A 15,604-nucleotide genomic window follows, 5' to 3' on the forward strand; every position below is an offset into this window, starting at 1 on the left:
CTGGCTAATTCTTGCCTTTCAAGTTCTTTTCTGGCTAATTCTTGCTTTTCAAACTCTTGCCTTTCAAGTTCTTTTCTGGCTAATTCTTGCTTTTCAAACTCTTGCCTTTCAAGTTCTTTCCTGGCTAATTCTTGCCTTTCAAGTTCTTTTCTGGCTAATTCTTGCTTTTCAAACTCTTGCCTTTCAAGTTCTTTTCTAGCCCGGTCTTTTTTCTCTTGCTCTTTTCTCTCTATTTCTCGACGAGCAAATTCTTTTTTCTCTTGCTCTTTGCGGGCTCGCTCTCTTATCTCTTCTTCCTCGGCTCTAACTTTCTCAACAGAACGTGCGACTTGCATTTCATAGGTAGCGACACTGAGGTTTCCTTGGTATTCGATGGTTTTGTCGATCGCCCGATCGGCCAAAAAAGAATCGTGGGGAATGAGTCGCAGCGTATTGATAGCCAACTGCCACAGCCGCTGGGACTCTTCCCAAGTAGCAGAAGAAGGATTAGAAGTGCGTCCAATTAAGACTGCTTGGGCGGCTAATTTAGCAGCATCGTCCCAATTATATTTGGCTCTTTCTTCTATTTGAATCTGACTTTGAACGTTTTGGAGTTGCTGGGCCAGAGTTTGGGATTGCTGGCGGTTGATTGCGGATTTCCAAAGTTCTGCAGGAAACGGGGCGCTGTCGGGAGTTTTGGCAAGGTTATCTAATTGTACTTTGAGCCGATCGCGCAATTTGTAGAGTTCGGAAAGGGATTGCGGAGTTTCGCCGTCTGGCTGTCGCCCAGAGAGTGCGAGTTGGTAGTTTAGGGAAGGTTGAGCCACTGTTGTGGGGACTGCAACCCAAATAATACCGATGACGACACCGAAACCATTGACGATCGCGATCGCAATATATCGAACCCAGCGCATATAGTTTATCCTCAGACACGCCAATAATTTTACCTAATCTTGGGAGCAATGGGGGATTTAATTATAAGAACTTACGCATGGGGGCCCAGAAACCAGGTTTTTTACAAAAATACTTTGTTGCTGCGGACTGATTCGGTAAAAACCCGGTTTCTTTGTCGGAGTCTGTAAGTCTTGTTATAGCAAATTCGCGCCATGTTTTAGGCTTCCTCATTCTCTTTCATTGCTTGTTCAATTTCTTCTGGGTAAGCATCAGCATAAGCCCAAGCATTGACTAAATCAGCCGCCGTCAAATGGGGATAGCACTTAAAAATTTCAGCATCGCTGCATCCGAGACGGCGATAACCCACCAGTACCCAAACTTGTATGCGAGTATTGCCAACACAGGCATCGCCGCCACACACGCCGGGAGTTTTTTTAATGCCTAGAGAACCACTGCTTAAGGTTTGAAGTAAAATTTCTATAACCGCTGCTTTATCTGCTGAATTTAACGTTGAGATTTGAGTTTCTAATTCTTGTAGAGTCATAAATGCGATTGGCTTTTTTCACCTCTACATACTTCCTAACTAGCAAAAGCCGTCAAATACTTGGCGTGCAGCTCTATCTCGGTCGCCATAAATGCACTGAATCTATTATGACTTCTAGTGAAAGAGGTTTGGTTTGTCCCTTCACAGTAGGAGTAAGTGGGTGGATCATCTCCTTCAGAAAGTCTAAAAAAGCTAAATTGATAACCCTGGTGCATAAAGAAAACAAACGCATCTTCTGGCAGAGTATTGGGAAAGTGATTTTCTTCTAAGAGTTCGACAGCCCACTCTTTTAAATAAGGTAGGTGTTCAAAAAAACAGTCCGACCCCTGTAAGACTTGACCAGCACTCTTCCCCATCCAGAGGAGAAACTCTTTATAGGCTTCGGGGAGCGAGAATTTTAACTTCTTCTCAAGCTCTGTAATTTCAGGGTAAGTACAGGCCACCAGTTCATCCGAACTCACCAATTTTAGTTCTTTGAGCCTTTCTTTGACTTGATCTAGATACATGGCTATTAACTCTTTTAAAAAGGATTGTGAAACCCGCCGGCGGGTTTCATTTGTATATGCGCGAATGGCTATTGCCGGAGCATTAGAAAGCCAACTCCCTCAGTACCTTCTCACGCTGTCCTCCATGATTCACAGTCAGCAGAATGTTTGGAAACAGCCGACAAAACTGCTTAATCACCGAACTACAAGAATCACAAGGTGGACGCTCTGTATATAAATCGACCGTTCCTTCAATATTTGGCATCTGGCCATATCGAGAGGCTAGCTCCTCAAGCAGCTTATATTCACTGTCATAGGCTCGCGAATGCCCATCGGGAACAGGAAAGGTTTTAAAAAAGGGCTGCGTAGGTAACTCAACCGTTCCTAGACGGGTTGATTTGCCGCTGATTCCTATTAGTTTGCCAGAATCATTCCCAATTTGGAATACTGCAAAAGCGATATTTCTCCCCCCTCCGACATTATACTCTTGTCTAATTTTCTCAAGAGAATTCGTGCAGTTAAAAAGTTCCATACAAAAAAAGTTTGTTTATATTAAAAAAATTCCGATATATATTTGTAACTCTACTGATTTATAGCAAGGGTATTCCTTTGCCTTTTAGCGCTACGCTTTTAAGCTTCACACCCCCCTAACGGTTTCGGGATTACCGCCTTGTCTATCCAAGGTGTTTATTAAGTCTCCTACATTATAATCCAAAACTGCATATTTGTAAATCAACACAAGTATCTGGGACGTAATGCCCCAAGGATTTAAAGCATCTGGCGGAAAATCTCTCAGTAGCGTATCGCGCAAGTGCATAGGAAATATCACGCAGGAATCCAAAACAACAGGATAAGGAATCAACCTGCTAGCTGTATACTCTGGTCTCATGCAATTCCTCTTCTTGGCTAAACTGAGCTAATTCCTTGAGAATTTCGCGGCGCTTAACAGTACGCTGCTGTTTATAGGCGATCACACCTGCCCAACTAATCCGCCGCTGGTTTCCTAATTTTCCATAGGGAATTTTCCCGTTGTCGAGCAATTTGACCACAAACTCTTGCGACACATAGAGCAAACTAGCAGCTTCTTCAACAGTCATATCTTGCTCAATTGCATCTTGGAGTATTTTTTGCCGGTTCATGGAAATGTTTCCTGAATTCATTTAATGCTAATCTAGTATATAGAATTTATTAAACGTCTTTAATGTCTGACGTAAAAAAAATGTCTAGCCGCTTTTAATAACGAAGATTATACCCAAGCCTTTACCTTGTTAAAACCACGAGCCGAACAAGGTAATGCTGCATCCCAGTGCATAATTGCCAGTATGTACCATTTAGGATTAGGTCGAGAAATGATGATGTTAGAAGCAATTAAATGGTACATCAAATCCGCTGAGCAAGGCTATGGTGTTGCCTCAAACAACTTAGCAGGAATTTATCTTTGCGGTGCTGATGGTGTAGCAGCCGATCGCACTGAAGCAGATAAATGGTTTCAAAAAGCCAGAGAACAAGGATTTTCACATACACCCATCTGAGCGTGAATATGTGAACCCAGCTAGCATTGCATAAAACAACACCAAAACAAAATCCCAACAAAAACCCGGTTTCTCCAAGAAACCGGGTTTAATCATCCGCGTTAATCCGCGTTCATCTGCGGTTAAAAAATCCTACAACTGCTTCACCTCAGAAACCAATTTGGCAACCACATCCTTAGCGCTACCAAACAACATCATCGTCTTATCCTTGTAGAACAACTCATTATCTACACCGGAAAAACCAGCACTCATCCCGCGCTTAATTACGATCGTATGCTTGGCCTTATCAACCTCCAAAATCGGCATCCCGTAAATCGGGCTCGCCGTATCGTGACGCGCCGCCGGATTCACTACATCGTTAGCCCCGATTACCAAAGCAACATCAGTTTCGTCAAACTGCGGATTGATATCGTCCATATCGTACAACTGCGGATAAGGCACGTTTGCTTCCGCCAGCAGCACATTCATGTGCCCCGGCATCCGCCCAGCCACCGGGTGAATTGCGTATTTCACGTCAACACCCATTTTTTCCAAACCGTCGGCTAACTCGCGCACGGCGTGCTGTGCTTGCGCTACAGCCATTCCGTAACCGGGAATAATTACAACCGATCGCGCATAACCCAACATCATCGCACTTTCTTCGAGATTGATGCTGCGAACAGTTTTGTCAGTAGCACCAGCAGCCCCAGCAGCAGCCCCAGCACTTCCGCCACCGCTACCAAAGGCGCTAAACAGCACACTACCCAAGGATCTATTCATCGCCTTGCACATGATTTGCGTCAAAATAATCCCCGACGCGCCCACCAATGCACCAGCAATAATCAGCATATTGTTCATCAAAATGAACCCAGCCACACTCGCCGCAATCCCCGAATAAGAGTTAAGCAGCGACACCACCACGGGCATATCGCCACCGCCAATGGGTAGCACAAACATGATTCCCAGAATATTGGAAATCGCCACCAAACCCAGGAATACCGGCACATCCTCCGGATTAAACAGCATATAACCGCTGCCGGCTAAAAGTGCGATCGCCAGCATGGCATTAAACGGCTGTTGCAGCGGAAACGTCATTGGCGCACCCGGTAGCAATTCTTGCAGTTTCGCAAAGGCCACAAGGCTACCAGTGAAAGTAATTCCGCCAATCAACACACCCAAAAGGATCGTGATTGTCGCGTCTGGAGTTGGCGATTCCGGGATGCTGAGATAGCGCCAGAACTCCCCCACAGCAACGAGTGCAGAAGCCGCGCCCCCGAAACCGTTAAGCAAACCCACCATCTGCGGCATATCCGTCATCGCCACGGTATTCGCCATAATTGTTCCCAAAATGGAACCGACGATAATTCCGACAGCAATCAATTCGTAGCTGACTACTTGCTTTTCCAGCAACGTACCGACGATCGCAATTAACATCCCGATCGCAGCTAACACATTCCCTTGACGCGCGGTTGCAGGGGAACCCAACTGTTTCAAACCGATAATAAACAAAGATGCGGCAACTAAATAACCTAGTTGAATGCCACTGGGCAGAAAATCGCTCACGCTTTAACCTCTTTTTTCTTGAACATTTGCAGCATTCGATCGGTTACTAAGAAACCGCCGACAACGTTAATTGTGGCTAGGGCGATCGCGATCGTCCCCAAAATCGAAGTAACAGTCACATTGCCTTGGCCAGAAATCAGAATTGCACCTAAAACGGCAATTCCAGAAATCGCATTCGATCCCGACATCAAAGGTGTGTGCAGCGTCGGCGGGACTTTATTAATTACTTCAAATCCCACAAACGACGCTAGAGTAAACACCACTAAACCTGCAATCAATCCTTCTGCCATGACAATTGGTAATTGGTAATTGGAAATAACTCGTTCCCGGTTGCGTCCGCCACTCCGCCAGGGAATGAATTCCCTGACTCATAGCAAAAGTCCTCTTAAGAGGACTAATAAACATCTCCAATAATTCTTGTGGAACAGGCATCTTGCCTGTTCAAAAAAGCCTTTTTTGGAGATATTTAATCAGTTCTTCAGTCCTCTTCAGAGGACTTGAGCTTTGAGGCAGGGGTTTCAACCCTTGCCGGACTATCGGACTATCGGACTGCCGGACTGCCGGACTATCGGACTATCGGACTGCCGGACTATCGGACTGCCGGACTATCGAACTGCCGGACTATCGGACTGCCGGACTTTGCCTCATAACGACAGAATCTAACTGACTGCTGAAGCTTGAGCGGCCAAAGCATCGCGAACTCGCTGGTTGCTAATCTCACCGTCGCGGGCAACGCAAGCACCAGCAATGATATCGTCTTCAAAATTCAAATTGAGTTCCTTATCTTTCACCATCAACTGAAGTAAAGAGGAGATATTCTTCGAGTAAGTTTCGCTAGCGTGGACAGGCATCGACGAGGGCACATTAATCGGGCCGATGACATTAACGCCGTTCCATTCAACATCTTTCCCCGCTTCCGTGCATTCGCAATTGCCGCCTTGTTCGCCCGCGAGGTCAACAATTACCGATCCGGGCTTCATTTGAGAAACCATTTCTCTAGTAACTAAAATAGGTGCTTTTCTGCCGGGAACTTGAGCGGTTGTAATCACTGCATCGGAAGCGCTGACGTGTTGGGTGAGCACTTGGCGGGTGTATTCTTTAGCCGCTTCTGATAGCTCTTTAGCATAACCTCCGGCAGCGACGGTTTCTTCCTTGAGTTCGACATCAAGGAATTTAGCGCCCAAACTTTGCACTTGTTCTTTTGTTTCCGGGCGGATGTCGAAGGCTTCGACTACCGCACCCAAACGACGCGCCGTGGCGATCGCCTGCAAGCCAGCAACGCCCACACCCATTACCAATATTTTCGCGGGGCGAATTGTACCCGCCGCCGTTGTCAGCATTGGGAAATATTTCGGCAAAGCTGCGGCTGCGATCAGTACCGCTTTGTAACCGGCAACGTTACCCTGAGATGACAGCGCATCCATGCTTTGAGCGCGGCTGGTGCGCGGGATCATTTCCATGCTGAATGCCGTTACTTTGCGATCGGCTAAACGCTGCACTAAAGCTGGATCTCCCAGAGGATTCAAAAATCCGATGAAAACGCCTCCTTCCCGGAGTTGATGAACTTCTGATTCTTGCAGGGCCCCGATTTTGACGACGACATCGGCTTCGCCCCACACCCTAGCGGTATCGGCGACAACCTGAGCTCCCGCTTCTTCGTAAGCAAGATCCGAGAAAAAGGATTGTGCGCCGGCACCGGCCTCAACCCAAACTTCGACGCCCTGTTTGACTAATCGGGCTACAGCGTCGGGTACTAAAGCCACCCGGCGTTCTCCTGCTGCTATTTCTTTTGCGATCGCTAATTTCATACACTCTCCTTATTTAAGCCTTCCTAGGACGGTTGAAACCGCGCCTGCACAGACACAACCTGCCTCCGCAGGTTTCTTGAAGTGCGATTTTTAATCGCCCGATGCCTTCCTTTACATTGAAGCAGCCGTTGCCCTAAACTTCCCTCGTTGATACTAAAGCCGATCGCCCAAATTCGACCCGTATCTTTAACTTATCTTATACATTCCCATTCGCTAAATTGTTCAGTTTGCCACCGATTATGATATAATTTTATGTCGCCTACTTCTGTAGTTTGAATGTCTGTTATCAGTATTACGCAAAAAATACGCAAAAAAAAGTGACCTCAGCCGGCGGTCGCTCGCCCTCATCAAATTGCTGAGACATTCGATATATTGTAGGCACGATCGCAAATTTCGGGCGAGCAATATTTAAGGTTCACCAAAAGTTTAATTAGAGGAGTTGTTATGCGACGATTATTTTCAGCACTAGCGGTTACAGGTTGCTTGGTGGCTGGATTACCCGCCATCAGTTTAGCCCAGTCCATGCCAGGCTTCACGATTTTCGGAGGCCCCGAGCGCGCCAACCAATTAAGCTATCGCTTGGATTACGGTACAGCCGGGATGAGCGGCGATAGATATCGGCTGCGAATTCCTTCCAAGAAAGTAAGTTTGGCGATCGCCCAACTCAACATATCCTATCCAGACTACTACAAAGGCGAATTCGACCAAAAAGACATTAAAGTGCGCGTCAAAGACAAAACAATAGAATTGCAAGAAGTGATCTGGGACAAAGAAAATCGTTTCATAGAAATTTATCCCAAAGAACCAATTGCCGCAGGCAACAATGTTGAGGTTGTACTCTCCAACGTCAGAAACCCATCTCCAGGCGGAATGTACCATTTCAACGTCCGCATCCGCACCCCTGGGGATGTTCCCTTGCTGCGTTACCTCGGTACTTGGCTGTTGAGCATTAATTGAGGGAAGAGTTCGGGGAAAGAATTTCTCGTTAATCAAGCGATCGCCACAGTTAAATTTAACTGTGGCGATAGTTTTGCTACGGGCAAAAATTTAACAATACTCAAATCCTGGTTTTCGGGAGTTGTAAAATAGAACCTCCGGCTCATATCGCAATTGTCAAGGATTCGTAAAATAAGTTTAGGGGCAGTCCCCCGATGGTTGCCCTTCGCTAATTAGGGGTAGGCTTAGGGGCGCTACCCTAAAAAATGTTTACCAATCAAATAGGATTGCTCTAGCCGTACTTGCAGCATGAATCTACTAGCAAAAATCAAAACAATACAACTTCCTCCAGCCCTGCGATCGAGAAACTATCGCCTGTTTTTTGCAGGACAAGGCATCTCACTGATTGGTAGTTGGATGACGCAAGTCGCTACTGTTTGGCTTGTATACAATTTGAGCGATTCACCTTGGATGCTCGGCGTGGTGGGATTTACAAGTCAAATCCCCACATTAATTTTACTGCCTTTTGCAGGAGTTTTAATCGATCGCTGGAACCGCCACCGAGTCATAATTGCCACTCAAATATTAGCGATGGTTCAATCCTTAGCGCTAGCATTTTTAGCGCTAACAGGAGTCGTTAACATTTGGCAGCTCCTGGTACTGAGTTTCTTTCAAGGCGCAATTAATGCCTTTGACGCGCCGGCACGGCAAGCTTTTGTACCGGAACTTGTAGAAAAGAAAGAAGATTTAGCAAATGCGATCGCCCTCAACGCTTCCATGTTCAACGGAGCCCGACTAATCGGCCCAGCGATTGCAGGTTTGCTGATAGCTACAGTCGGCCCAAGTTATTGCTTTCTGATTGACGGACTCAGCTACATCGCTGTAATTGCAGGCTTATTAGCGATGCAGATCAAAGCCCGTAAAATTGCAGCAACTAATACCAAACCCTTACAAAGATTAAAAGAAGGATTCGTTTATGCCTTCGGATTTCCCCCGATTCGAGCAATTTTACTGCTATTAGCATTAGTCAGTTTTGCGGGAATGTCGCACACAGTTTTAGTCCCAATTTTTGCCACCAAAATTCTGCAAGGCGGCCCACAAACTCTAGGCTTTTTGATGGCTGCTTCGGGAGTCGGAGCATTTGCGGGGGCGATTTATTTGATTTCTCGCAAAAGTATAGTTGGCCTCGGCAAATTCATTGCAATTTCACCGGCCATTATGGGATTCGGACTGATAGGTTTTGGTTTGTCCCGCGTCTTGTGGCTGTCTTTAATCATGATGTTGTTTGTGGGGTTTGGTTTCATTATCCAATTTGCAGGAGGAAACACATTTTTGCAAACAATTGTGGAAGACGACAAACGCGGAAGAGTGATGAGCATATACACGATGGCATTTTTTGGAGTGACACCGTTTGGGAATTTAGTTGGCGGCGGATTGGCAAATTATATCGGCGCTCCCAATACAGTCATCATTGGAGGTATAATTTGTGTTTTAGGCTCCATAGTTTTTACCAAACAGTTGCCAGCTTTAAAAAACATAGTCCGACCACTTTATCAAAAAATGGGTTTAATTCCGCAGTAGCGATTTAGCGTAAAATCACAAATGCCAACATTAAACAAGATTCCCAAAGCTAATATCTGACTGTATCTCTAGCAATCCTCAACAATTTGTACACTTCTCTCTTTCCCTCTTATCTTCTCTTTCTCTGCGCCCTCTGCGCCCTCTGCGGTTAAAACATCCAAATTAATTACGCAACCAGAGGTTAAACCAAGCAAATACAAGTGCAATCGCATCTCTCAGAGAGATTCAAGCAGCTTTAGGCGCAACTTTAGAAAAAGGTTCGGGGATTTCCACCGCGTATCTAGTCGCAGAAATTGTTTTTTAGCTTGTTCACCATTCTTGTTGGGCTTCTGCTTCTGCTTGGATTAAATTTTGCCGCAGTTGCACCCAATTTATTTGATGAGAGGGCAAATCTTCGATGAGCTTTCCGCGCTGTAAATGCAGAATTCGCGTGCTAAATTGCTCGGCTAATTCTAATTGATGGTTTACCATTACAATTGTGGTTTTGCCGTTTGTTAGCTGTATCAATACTTGCAAAAGGTGGGCGGCTTTTCCTGCGTCTAGGGCGGATGTTGGCTCGTCTAAAAGCAAGATTTTTGGTTGTAGGATGATGCCGCGGGCGATCGCCACGAGCTGTTTTTGGCCTGTGGAAAGCTGCAATTCGGTGCGATTGAGCCATTCTTGGGGTATGTGCAGTTGTTCGATCGCCCCGCTAATTCTCTCAGCAATGTTTGATGGAGTCACCCCCCGCAGCTTCAAAGGATAAGCCAATGCTTCTCGCACCGACATTCCCAAAAGCTTGGATTCTTGCAAGATGAGGGTGATTTGTTTGCGGAGTTCGATCGCAGGTATTTGGCTATATTCTGTATTTTCCAGATAAATCGAGCCGCTGGTGGGACTGCTGAGCCGATTTAGCAACCGCAACAGCGTTGTTTTCCCCGCACCTGAAGGGCCAACAATTGCCACGCGAGATCCCTTGTGTACCTGAAATGATATATTTTCCAACAAATGACTTGAGGCGATCGGTGTTTTTAAACTAACATTATCAATTCGCAGTTGAGGATTTGTTTCTGTATTATTTTCCGAATAATTAGGCATTTAATTAATTAAAAATATGGCTTTCGTGGAACGGGCATATTGCCCGTTCTTGAGGCAGGCAATATGCCCACTCCCAAATCCAACTCACTCTTTGTGGAACGGGCATCTTGCCCGTTCTTAAGGCAGGCAAGATGCCCGCCCCACAATCAAACTCAAGCTCAAACTTTTACAGATTTTTCTAAAGGAAAACCCAGCTTTTCGCGCTGTTCCAAATAAAGCTGAGCCACTCGCCGCGCCAAATTGCGAATTTTGGTGATATACCTAGTTCTTTCCGTTACCGAAATCACGCCTCTAGCATCGAGTAAATTGAAAGTGTGAGAACATTTTAACACATAATCAAGACTAGGCAAAACCAATCCTTTTTTTGTCAGTTGTTCCGCTTCTTGCTCGTACAATCCAAATAGAGTAAACAGCAATTCTGGATTAGAAGCTTCAAAGTTATAAGTACACTGTTCTATTTCTCCTTGCAGGTGAACGTCGCCGTAAGTGATGCCATCTTTCCACTGAATTTTCGTCATGGCATCGACTTCTTGGAGATACATTGCTAGGCGTTCTAGTCCGTAGGTAATTTCAATGGAGACGGGGCGACAGTCAATGCTGCCACACTGTTGAAAGTAGGTAAATTGGGTGATTTCCATGCCGTCGAGCCAGACTTCCCAGCCCACGCCCCAAGCTCCGAGGGTGGGCGATTCCCAGTTGTCTTCTACGAAACGAATGTCGTGGTCTTCTGGGCGAATTCCTAATGCTCTGAGAGAGTCTAAATAGATGTCTTGGATGTTGGGAGGAGAGGGTTTAATTAAAACTTGATATTGATAGTAATGTTGGAAGCGGTTGGGATTTTCGCCGTAGCGTCCGTCGGTGGGGCGGCGACAGGGTTCGATGTAAGCGACTGACCAAGGTTCGGGGCCGATTGCTCTGAGAAAGGTGTGGGGATTCATGGTTCCTGCACCTTTTTCTGTGTCGTAGGATTGGGCGATCAGGCAGCCTCGATCGCTCCAGAATTGATTCAAAGTTGCAATGACTGATTGAAAGTTCACTGGTTTCAATATGGCTAGTATGTGTCTAAACTTATTTAAGCATACTCAAGGCACGGTTTATTCAAATAAACCCTGCCGAAATTAGATAAGACAGGATTTATAGCGAATTGCCCTACTCTGCTTTTTCACGTTTGCGTTTTTCGATTTCGGCGATCGCAATAAATAAGAAATCTTCCACTAATTTTCTCGTTCGATCCTTAAGTCCACCAGCATTATTTAAGCAACTTACAAGTGTACTATTGGCAAGATAATATAGTTGCAGAAGCTTAAGATGATTTTCTTCTAAATTCAAATCGGGATTCATCCCTCTATATTTCATCATTAATTCTTTTAGCTCGTCACTCCAGTTTTTTCCTTCGATTATCCATTTTTTATTGCACTCTTCCACTAAATCATCTAACTCATCATTTCTAAGGCTATTATTTTTCCAATAGTCGTCATATAATTGGATATAACTTTTCGTAGAGTTACTTAGCTGTTCGCTCAAATTTTGCAAACCTTCATAGAAGGGAAGGGGCAAGACACAATCTCTAGCGAATTTTATTGAAAATTCCAAAGCTTGTTTGGGCTTTATAGGGTAGTCAAATCTTGAATTTATCAGACGTTTTAGTATATTACGGAGTGCGTCTGCACGAGGAATAATAAGTTCATCATGAAGATTGTGTCCGTGACTATGAACAATTCCAATTACTTGATTGAGAGAACTGTCAAGAGCGCAGGCGATGGAGAAATCCGAGTTAAAACTTTTATCTTGCCTGCGTGCATATGCACGCATTAATTCAAAATCCAGGAATAGTGCAGGAGCCAAATGTTTAGGAAATATAGTATCAAAAAAATTTATACTTGCTGTAAAAACAGTAAAATAGAAAGCACGAATTGCTGATTGTTTATAGGGTGCTTCGAGCGACATTGCTTTCAAATTTAGCCAATTTAGGATTTCTTGTAATTCTGTATTGTTAGCCAACAGCAGATCGATCTGAAGCTTCATGTTTAAAAAGAGATCGTCCAGCTCTTTAGAGCTTTCAGCAACCAGTAAAAATATTTCTCGCCAGTTCGGCTTCACAACCTGTTTTGCTAGTTCGATCCAATCACAAATCTCAAGAAAAAATCTTGCCACTAAATACTCTTGAAACGTCAGGTGTGAAAACGACCAAACTTTATGACTTCGCTCAATCAACAATCCATGCTGCGCTTCCATCGCCTTCAATACTGATCGACTATCCCGCTGCCCAATCCCCAAAAACTCGGCAATATAACCCTCAATCTCCGCCTGCTTAAACAACACATATTGCTCTTGCTCAAACTTCTTCACTGCCAGAAAGCTCAATAACTCCAGCTTTCGCTCTACCGACAAATCCCGATAAATCTCATCTCGCTCTATCTCCCGCGACTTGTCCCACTGCTCTAGCAATAAATCCAACCCTTCTTCATAAAGCTTGGAACGCTTCGAGTAAAACTTCCCCGTCTGGTGAAACACTCCACAAGTCAAACTCAGCAAAATCGGCGTAATCGTTAACTCCTGAATCGGCTTATTTGCCTCTAAAAATAGTTGTTCTAAAAACTCTCGCGCTTTCGCCAATCCTCCTGACTCATCCCCCATAACCGTCTTAAACCAATGTTCTGAAAACGATCGCACCTGGCCTTCATTAAAATCCGCCACTTGCACAAACTGAAAGCGTAGAGATTTCCAGTCCATTTCGCCAGTAAAACTCTGCGTTCGACACGTCACAATTACTTGCACCTGCGGATAGTCACGAGCAAACTTCTTCATTTCCTCAGTGATATTCTTTCCATCCTCTCCCGTCACCTCGTCCAACCCATCGAACAGAACCAGTACCCGACCTTGCTTCAGTAGCGTTTCTACATCTGATAACTGCCAACACTTCTCTAGATAAGGCTTTAGTGAATAGATAAGCTTACGTCCATCTCTCACAAAATCCCGCAGCCTAATCAAAACCGGAATCCGGTGCGCTTGTAAATTCCCTGCGTTGCACTCCGTCACCACTCGTTGCAAATACGTGGTTTTCCCCGAACCCGGTTTGCCCACCACCATTAGGTTTGTATTCTTCGCCAGCACTTCTAACCCCGGCACTCGTTTCTGTTCCTTGCCCAAGCCAATGCCATCTAAACCTCGATGGCTGGGATTGTTCCTGAAATCTTGGCACAAATCATCGTATTCCGACTTGTCGCTACTGCTCAGCTTCTCCAGAATATTGACATCCACAAACAAGCCACCCAACGGCACGCAACGATCGATGCCCCAAAGCGGCATGGTCCCGTGCAACCGTTGAATGTCATCGTGGAGGCGCGATCGTACCTGCTGAACTAACGCATCAATGTCATCTTTCTCGCTCTCAGCAGGCGGATCTGAGACTGAACTCGGTGGTTTACCTTTCTGCTGAACGACTTCATCATCGGGTTCCCATTTCAGTTTGAGCTTTTTGCAGATGCAAAGAAACTGCTTGCGCTGAACAGGTTCACCTTTGAAAAATTTGTTGATGGTAGTACGCGACATCTGTAATTGAGCAGCCAAATCGGATTTGCTACCAAATTTTGCTAATGCGATGTCCGCCTTTTTTAGTTGAGTTGGCGATAGCCTGAGAGATCGCCCGCTAGGTTCTGTCATGTAGTGGTTTCAGGTTTCTCCAATTATAGCGACGCGATCGTAACTTGGACAAACTTGTACATAACCTGAGCTTTAGGCGATCGTATCTAAAACCAGCCTCCTATCTTGCATTTGGCAGATTGTTGATAGTTTCAACGAAGATGACCAACATGAAAAGTTCAAATAAGAAAAAATTGCTCAAAGTAATCGAGTTTACTGTAGTGGGTGTTGCCACCTGGCTCAATCCCCAAGCAGGGTTTCTGCTGTTTCTGCTCAAGCTGTGCTTTCTAATTTTGACTGCATTGCAGAAAGATGAGGAGAGTGAAATAGATAAAAGCTAAATGCTAAACGAGTAGATTGAGAAAAATTTGTCGTTGCCGATCGCCGAAATCGACAAGCGAAAATATGAAAAATGAGTGGATGCGATCGCTACTCAAACTATCGAGCGATCGCATTTACCAATCTTGGCATGGTATAGTACGCATCTTCAATGCCATTTTATTGTAGCCCGATCAGCCATATTTCTACTGGCAAATAAACTGAGGTAGATATTGCTGTCTTGCGTCAGGTGTTGAGTGGAAGCGATCGCCAAATAGCCACTAAAAAACAGAATAGTCAGAACCCCGACTTCTTGAAGAAGTCGGGGTTCTGAGCGTGAAAAGGTTTAGAGCGAGTTCTAGTTTAGTCTGCGGGAGCGAGGGAAACTAACAGAGTGATGTTGTCAACGCCGATGACATAAACCGTGTCTCCCGGTGTGAGAGTGATTTGGCCATCGCAACGTGCGGGCCACCAGCTACCTTGGAAGCGGACGCGACCTGTTTGATTCGGGTAAATCGATTCATCAACGACTGCTTCTTCGTTGAAGTAGTGGAAATTGGTGTTGATGTAGTTATCCATTAAGAGATTGTTTTCTGTGCTGTAGGTGTGAGTAGAAAAAATAGAACCGAAAGCTTTTATTACGTTAAACATTTTGTTGACTCCTTTTGTGTTAAAATATATCGAAGTTTAATCGCCTATTTTGTGTTCTTTGAAAAGTAGCATTTCCTGGTTGAAATTGATTACCAGGTTGTTCATGCTCTGATTTAGTCTGCGGGAGCGAGGGAAACTAACAGAGTGATGTTGTCAACGCCGATGACATAAACGGTGTCTCCCGGTGTGAGGGTGATTTGGCGATCGCAACGTGCGGGCCACCAGCTACCTTGGAAGCGGACGCGACCTGTTTGATTCGGGTAAATCGATTCATCAACTACTGCTTCTTCGTTGAAGTAGTGGAAATTGGTGTTGATGTAATTTTTGATGAGCATATTGTTAGCTCCGCTGTATCCTTGGGTAGAGAAAATCGAGCCGAAAGCTTTTACTACGTTGAACATGATATTTACTCCTGTTGTTTTCAAATATATGGATGTGTAATTCTCTGTTTATGCTATTTGAGAGGCTGCATTTCCTCGGTTGAGATTAATTGATTGCCCTAATATTTCATTCTTCTTACCTTGCGTCGTTCTATCGGGATAAAAGGAAAAGAATTTTTGAAATGTTGAGGGGGTTTGAGAAGCGGTTGCGGGGAGTCTAAATCCAGTAATTCCG

General features: G+C 45.0%; 17 protein-coding genes and 1 pseudogene. 4 read left to right on the forward strand and 14 right to left on the reverse strand.

Annotation, left to right across the window (positions count from 1 at the left end):
- From QUB33_RS01895 to QUB33_RS01920, 6 genes and pseudogenes are all read right to left on the reverse strand, one after another.
- Positions 1 to 893, reverse strand: a pseudogene (locus QUB33_RS01895) (protein-arginine deiminase family protein); the annotation flags it as partial.
- Positions 894 to 1,090: 197 nt separating this feature from the next.
- Entirely contained in the window at positions 1,091 to 1,417 is a 327-nt protein-coding gene (locus QUB33_RS01900; protein WP_333346479.1) for a DUF433 domain-containing protein, read from the reverse strand.
- 35 nt (positions 1,418 to 1,452) lie between these two features.
- Positions 1,453 to 1,923, reverse strand: coding sequence for an SMI1/KNR4 family protein (locus tag QUB33_RS01905; protein WP_333346482.1), 471 nt, complete (start codon positions 1,921 to 1,923; stop codon positions 1,453 to 1,455).
- Between the two features lie 82 nt (positions 1,924 to 2,005).
- The gene (locus QUB33_RS01910) at positions 2,006 to 2,434 is read right to left on the reverse strand and encodes a deaminase domain-containing protein (protein ID WP_333346485.1); all 429 of its coding nucleotides are present in this window, start codon (positions 2,432 to 2,434) and stop codon (positions 2,006 to 2,008) included.
- Positions 2,435 to 2,539: 105 nt separating this feature from the next.
- Positions 2,540 to 2,791, reverse strand: a complete 252-nt coding sequence (locus tag QUB33_RS01915) for a hypothetical protein (RefSeq protein ID WP_333346488.1) — start codon at positions 2,789 to 2,791, stop codon at positions 2,540 to 2,542.
- The gene (locus QUB33_RS01920; protein WP_333346491.1) at positions 2,769 to 3,041 is read right to left on the reverse strand and encodes an excisionase family DNA-binding protein; all 273 of its coding nucleotides are present in this window, start codon (positions 3,039 to 3,041) and stop codon (positions 2,769 to 2,771) included. The genes QUB33_RS01915 and QUB33_RS01920 overlap by 23 nt, the downstream gene beginning before the upstream one ends.
- Before the next feature lie 126 nt (positions 3,042 to 3,167).
- Here QUB33_RS01920 and QUB33_RS01925 point away from each other — a divergent pair, with 126 nt between their 5' ends.
- On the forward strand, positions 3,168 to 3,434 hold the full coding sequence (locus QUB33_RS01925; protein WP_333346494.1) for a hypothetical protein: 267 nt from the start codon (positions 3,168 to 3,170) through the stop codon (positions 3,432 to 3,434).
- Positions 3,435 to 3,566: 132 nt separating this feature from the next.
- Here QUB33_RS01925 and QUB33_RS01930 read toward each other — a convergent pair whose 3' ends face one another.
- From QUB33_RS01930 to QUB33_RS01940, 3 genes are all read right to left on the reverse strand, one after another.
- Positions 3,567 to 4,976, reverse strand: a complete 1,410-nt coding sequence (locus tag QUB33_RS01930; protein ID WP_333346496.1) for an NAD(P)(+) transhydrogenase (Re/Si-specific) subunit beta — start codon at positions 4,974 to 4,976, stop codon at positions 3,567 to 3,569.
- On the reverse strand, positions 4,973 to 5,266 hold the full coding sequence (locus QUB33_RS01935) for an NAD(P) transhydrogenase subunit alpha (protein WP_006633295.1): 294 nt from the start codon (positions 5,264 to 5,266) through the stop codon (positions 4,973 to 4,975). Before QUB33_RS01935 ends, QUB33_RS01930 begins: the two co-directional genes overlap by 4 nt.
- A gap of 369 nt (positions 5,267 to 5,635) precedes the next feature.
- Positions 5,636 to 6,784, reverse strand: coding sequence for a Re/Si-specific NAD(P)(+) transhydrogenase subunit alpha (locus QUB33_RS01940; protein WP_333346499.1), 1,149 nt, complete (start codon positions 6,782 to 6,784; stop codon positions 5,636 to 5,638).
- Between the two features lie 444 nt (positions 6,785 to 7,228).
- On the opposite strand from QUB33_RS01940, the gene QUB33_RS01945 reads away from it, so the two are divergent.
- Both QUB33_RS01945 and QUB33_RS01950 read left to right on the forward strand, forming a co-directional pair.
- Entirely contained in the window at positions 7,229 to 7,741 is a 513-nt protein-coding gene (locus QUB33_RS01945) for a DUF2808 domain-containing protein (RefSeq protein ID WP_333035270.1), read from the forward strand.
- Positions 7,742 to 8,029: 288 nt separating this feature from the next.
- Positions 8,030 to 9,301, forward strand: a complete 1,272-nt coding sequence (locus QUB33_RS01950; RefSeq protein WP_333346503.1) for an MFS transporter — start codon at positions 8,030 to 8,032, stop codon at positions 9,299 to 9,301.
- A gap of 309 nt (positions 9,302 to 9,610) precedes the next feature.
- Here QUB33_RS01950 and QUB33_RS01955 read toward each other — a convergent pair whose 3' ends face one another.
- The 3 genes from QUB33_RS01955 to QUB33_RS01965 all read right to left on the reverse strand — a co-directional run bounded on the left by QUB33_RS01955 (position 9,611) and on the right by QUB33_RS01965 (position 13,639).
- The gene (locus tag QUB33_RS01955) at positions 9,611 to 10,378 is read right to left on the reverse strand and encodes an ATP-binding cassette domain-containing protein (protein WP_333346505.1); all 768 of its coding nucleotides are present in this window, start codon (positions 10,376 to 10,378) and stop codon (positions 9,611 to 9,613) included.
- Between the two features lie 158 nt (positions 10,379 to 10,536).
- Positions 10,537 to 11,415 carry a glycine--tRNA ligase subunit alpha gene (gene glyQ / locus QUB33_RS01960; RefSeq protein WP_333346510.1) on the reverse strand — a complete coding sequence of 293 codons (879 nt, stop codon included), beginning with the start codon at positions 11,413 to 11,415 and terminating at the stop codon, positions 10,537 to 10,539.
- 112 nt (positions 11,416 to 11,527) lie between these two features.
- Positions 11,528 to 13,639 (reverse strand): NACHT domain-containing protein, encoded by a 2,112-nt coding sequence (locus QUB33_RS01965; RefSeq protein WP_333346512.1) that lies wholly within the window; start codon positions 13,637 to 13,639, stop codon positions 11,528 to 11,530.
- Positions 13,640 to 14,181: 542 nt separating this feature from the next.
- Between QUB33_RS01965 and QUB33_RS01970 the strand changes: the two genes are divergently transcribed.
- A complete protein-coding gene (locus QUB33_RS01970) occupies positions 14,182 to 14,361 on the forward strand; it encodes a hypothetical protein (protein ID WP_333346515.1) in 180 nt (59 codons plus the stop codon).
- 340 nt (positions 14,362 to 14,701) lie between these two features.
- On the opposite strand, the gene QUB33_RS01975 is transcribed toward QUB33_RS01970, so the two are convergent.
- Entirely contained in the window at positions 14,702 to 14,989 is a 288-nt protein-coding gene (locus tag QUB33_RS01975; protein WP_333346518.1) for an NfeD family protein, read from the reverse strand.
- Between the two features lie 113 nt (positions 14,990 to 15,102).
- Positions 15,103 to 15,390 (reverse strand): NfeD family protein, encoded by a 288-nt coding sequence (locus QUB33_RS01980; RefSeq protein WP_333346521.1) that lies wholly within the window; start codon positions 15,388 to 15,390, stop codon positions 15,103 to 15,105.
- Between the last annotated feature and the right edge of the window lie 214 nt (positions 15,391 to 15,604).

It is taken from the genome of Microcoleus sp. B3-A4 (genome assembly GCF_036705385.1).
Classification (GTDB): domain Bacteria; phylum Cyanobacteriota; class Cyanobacteriia; order Cyanobacteriales; family Microcoleaceae; genus Microcoleus.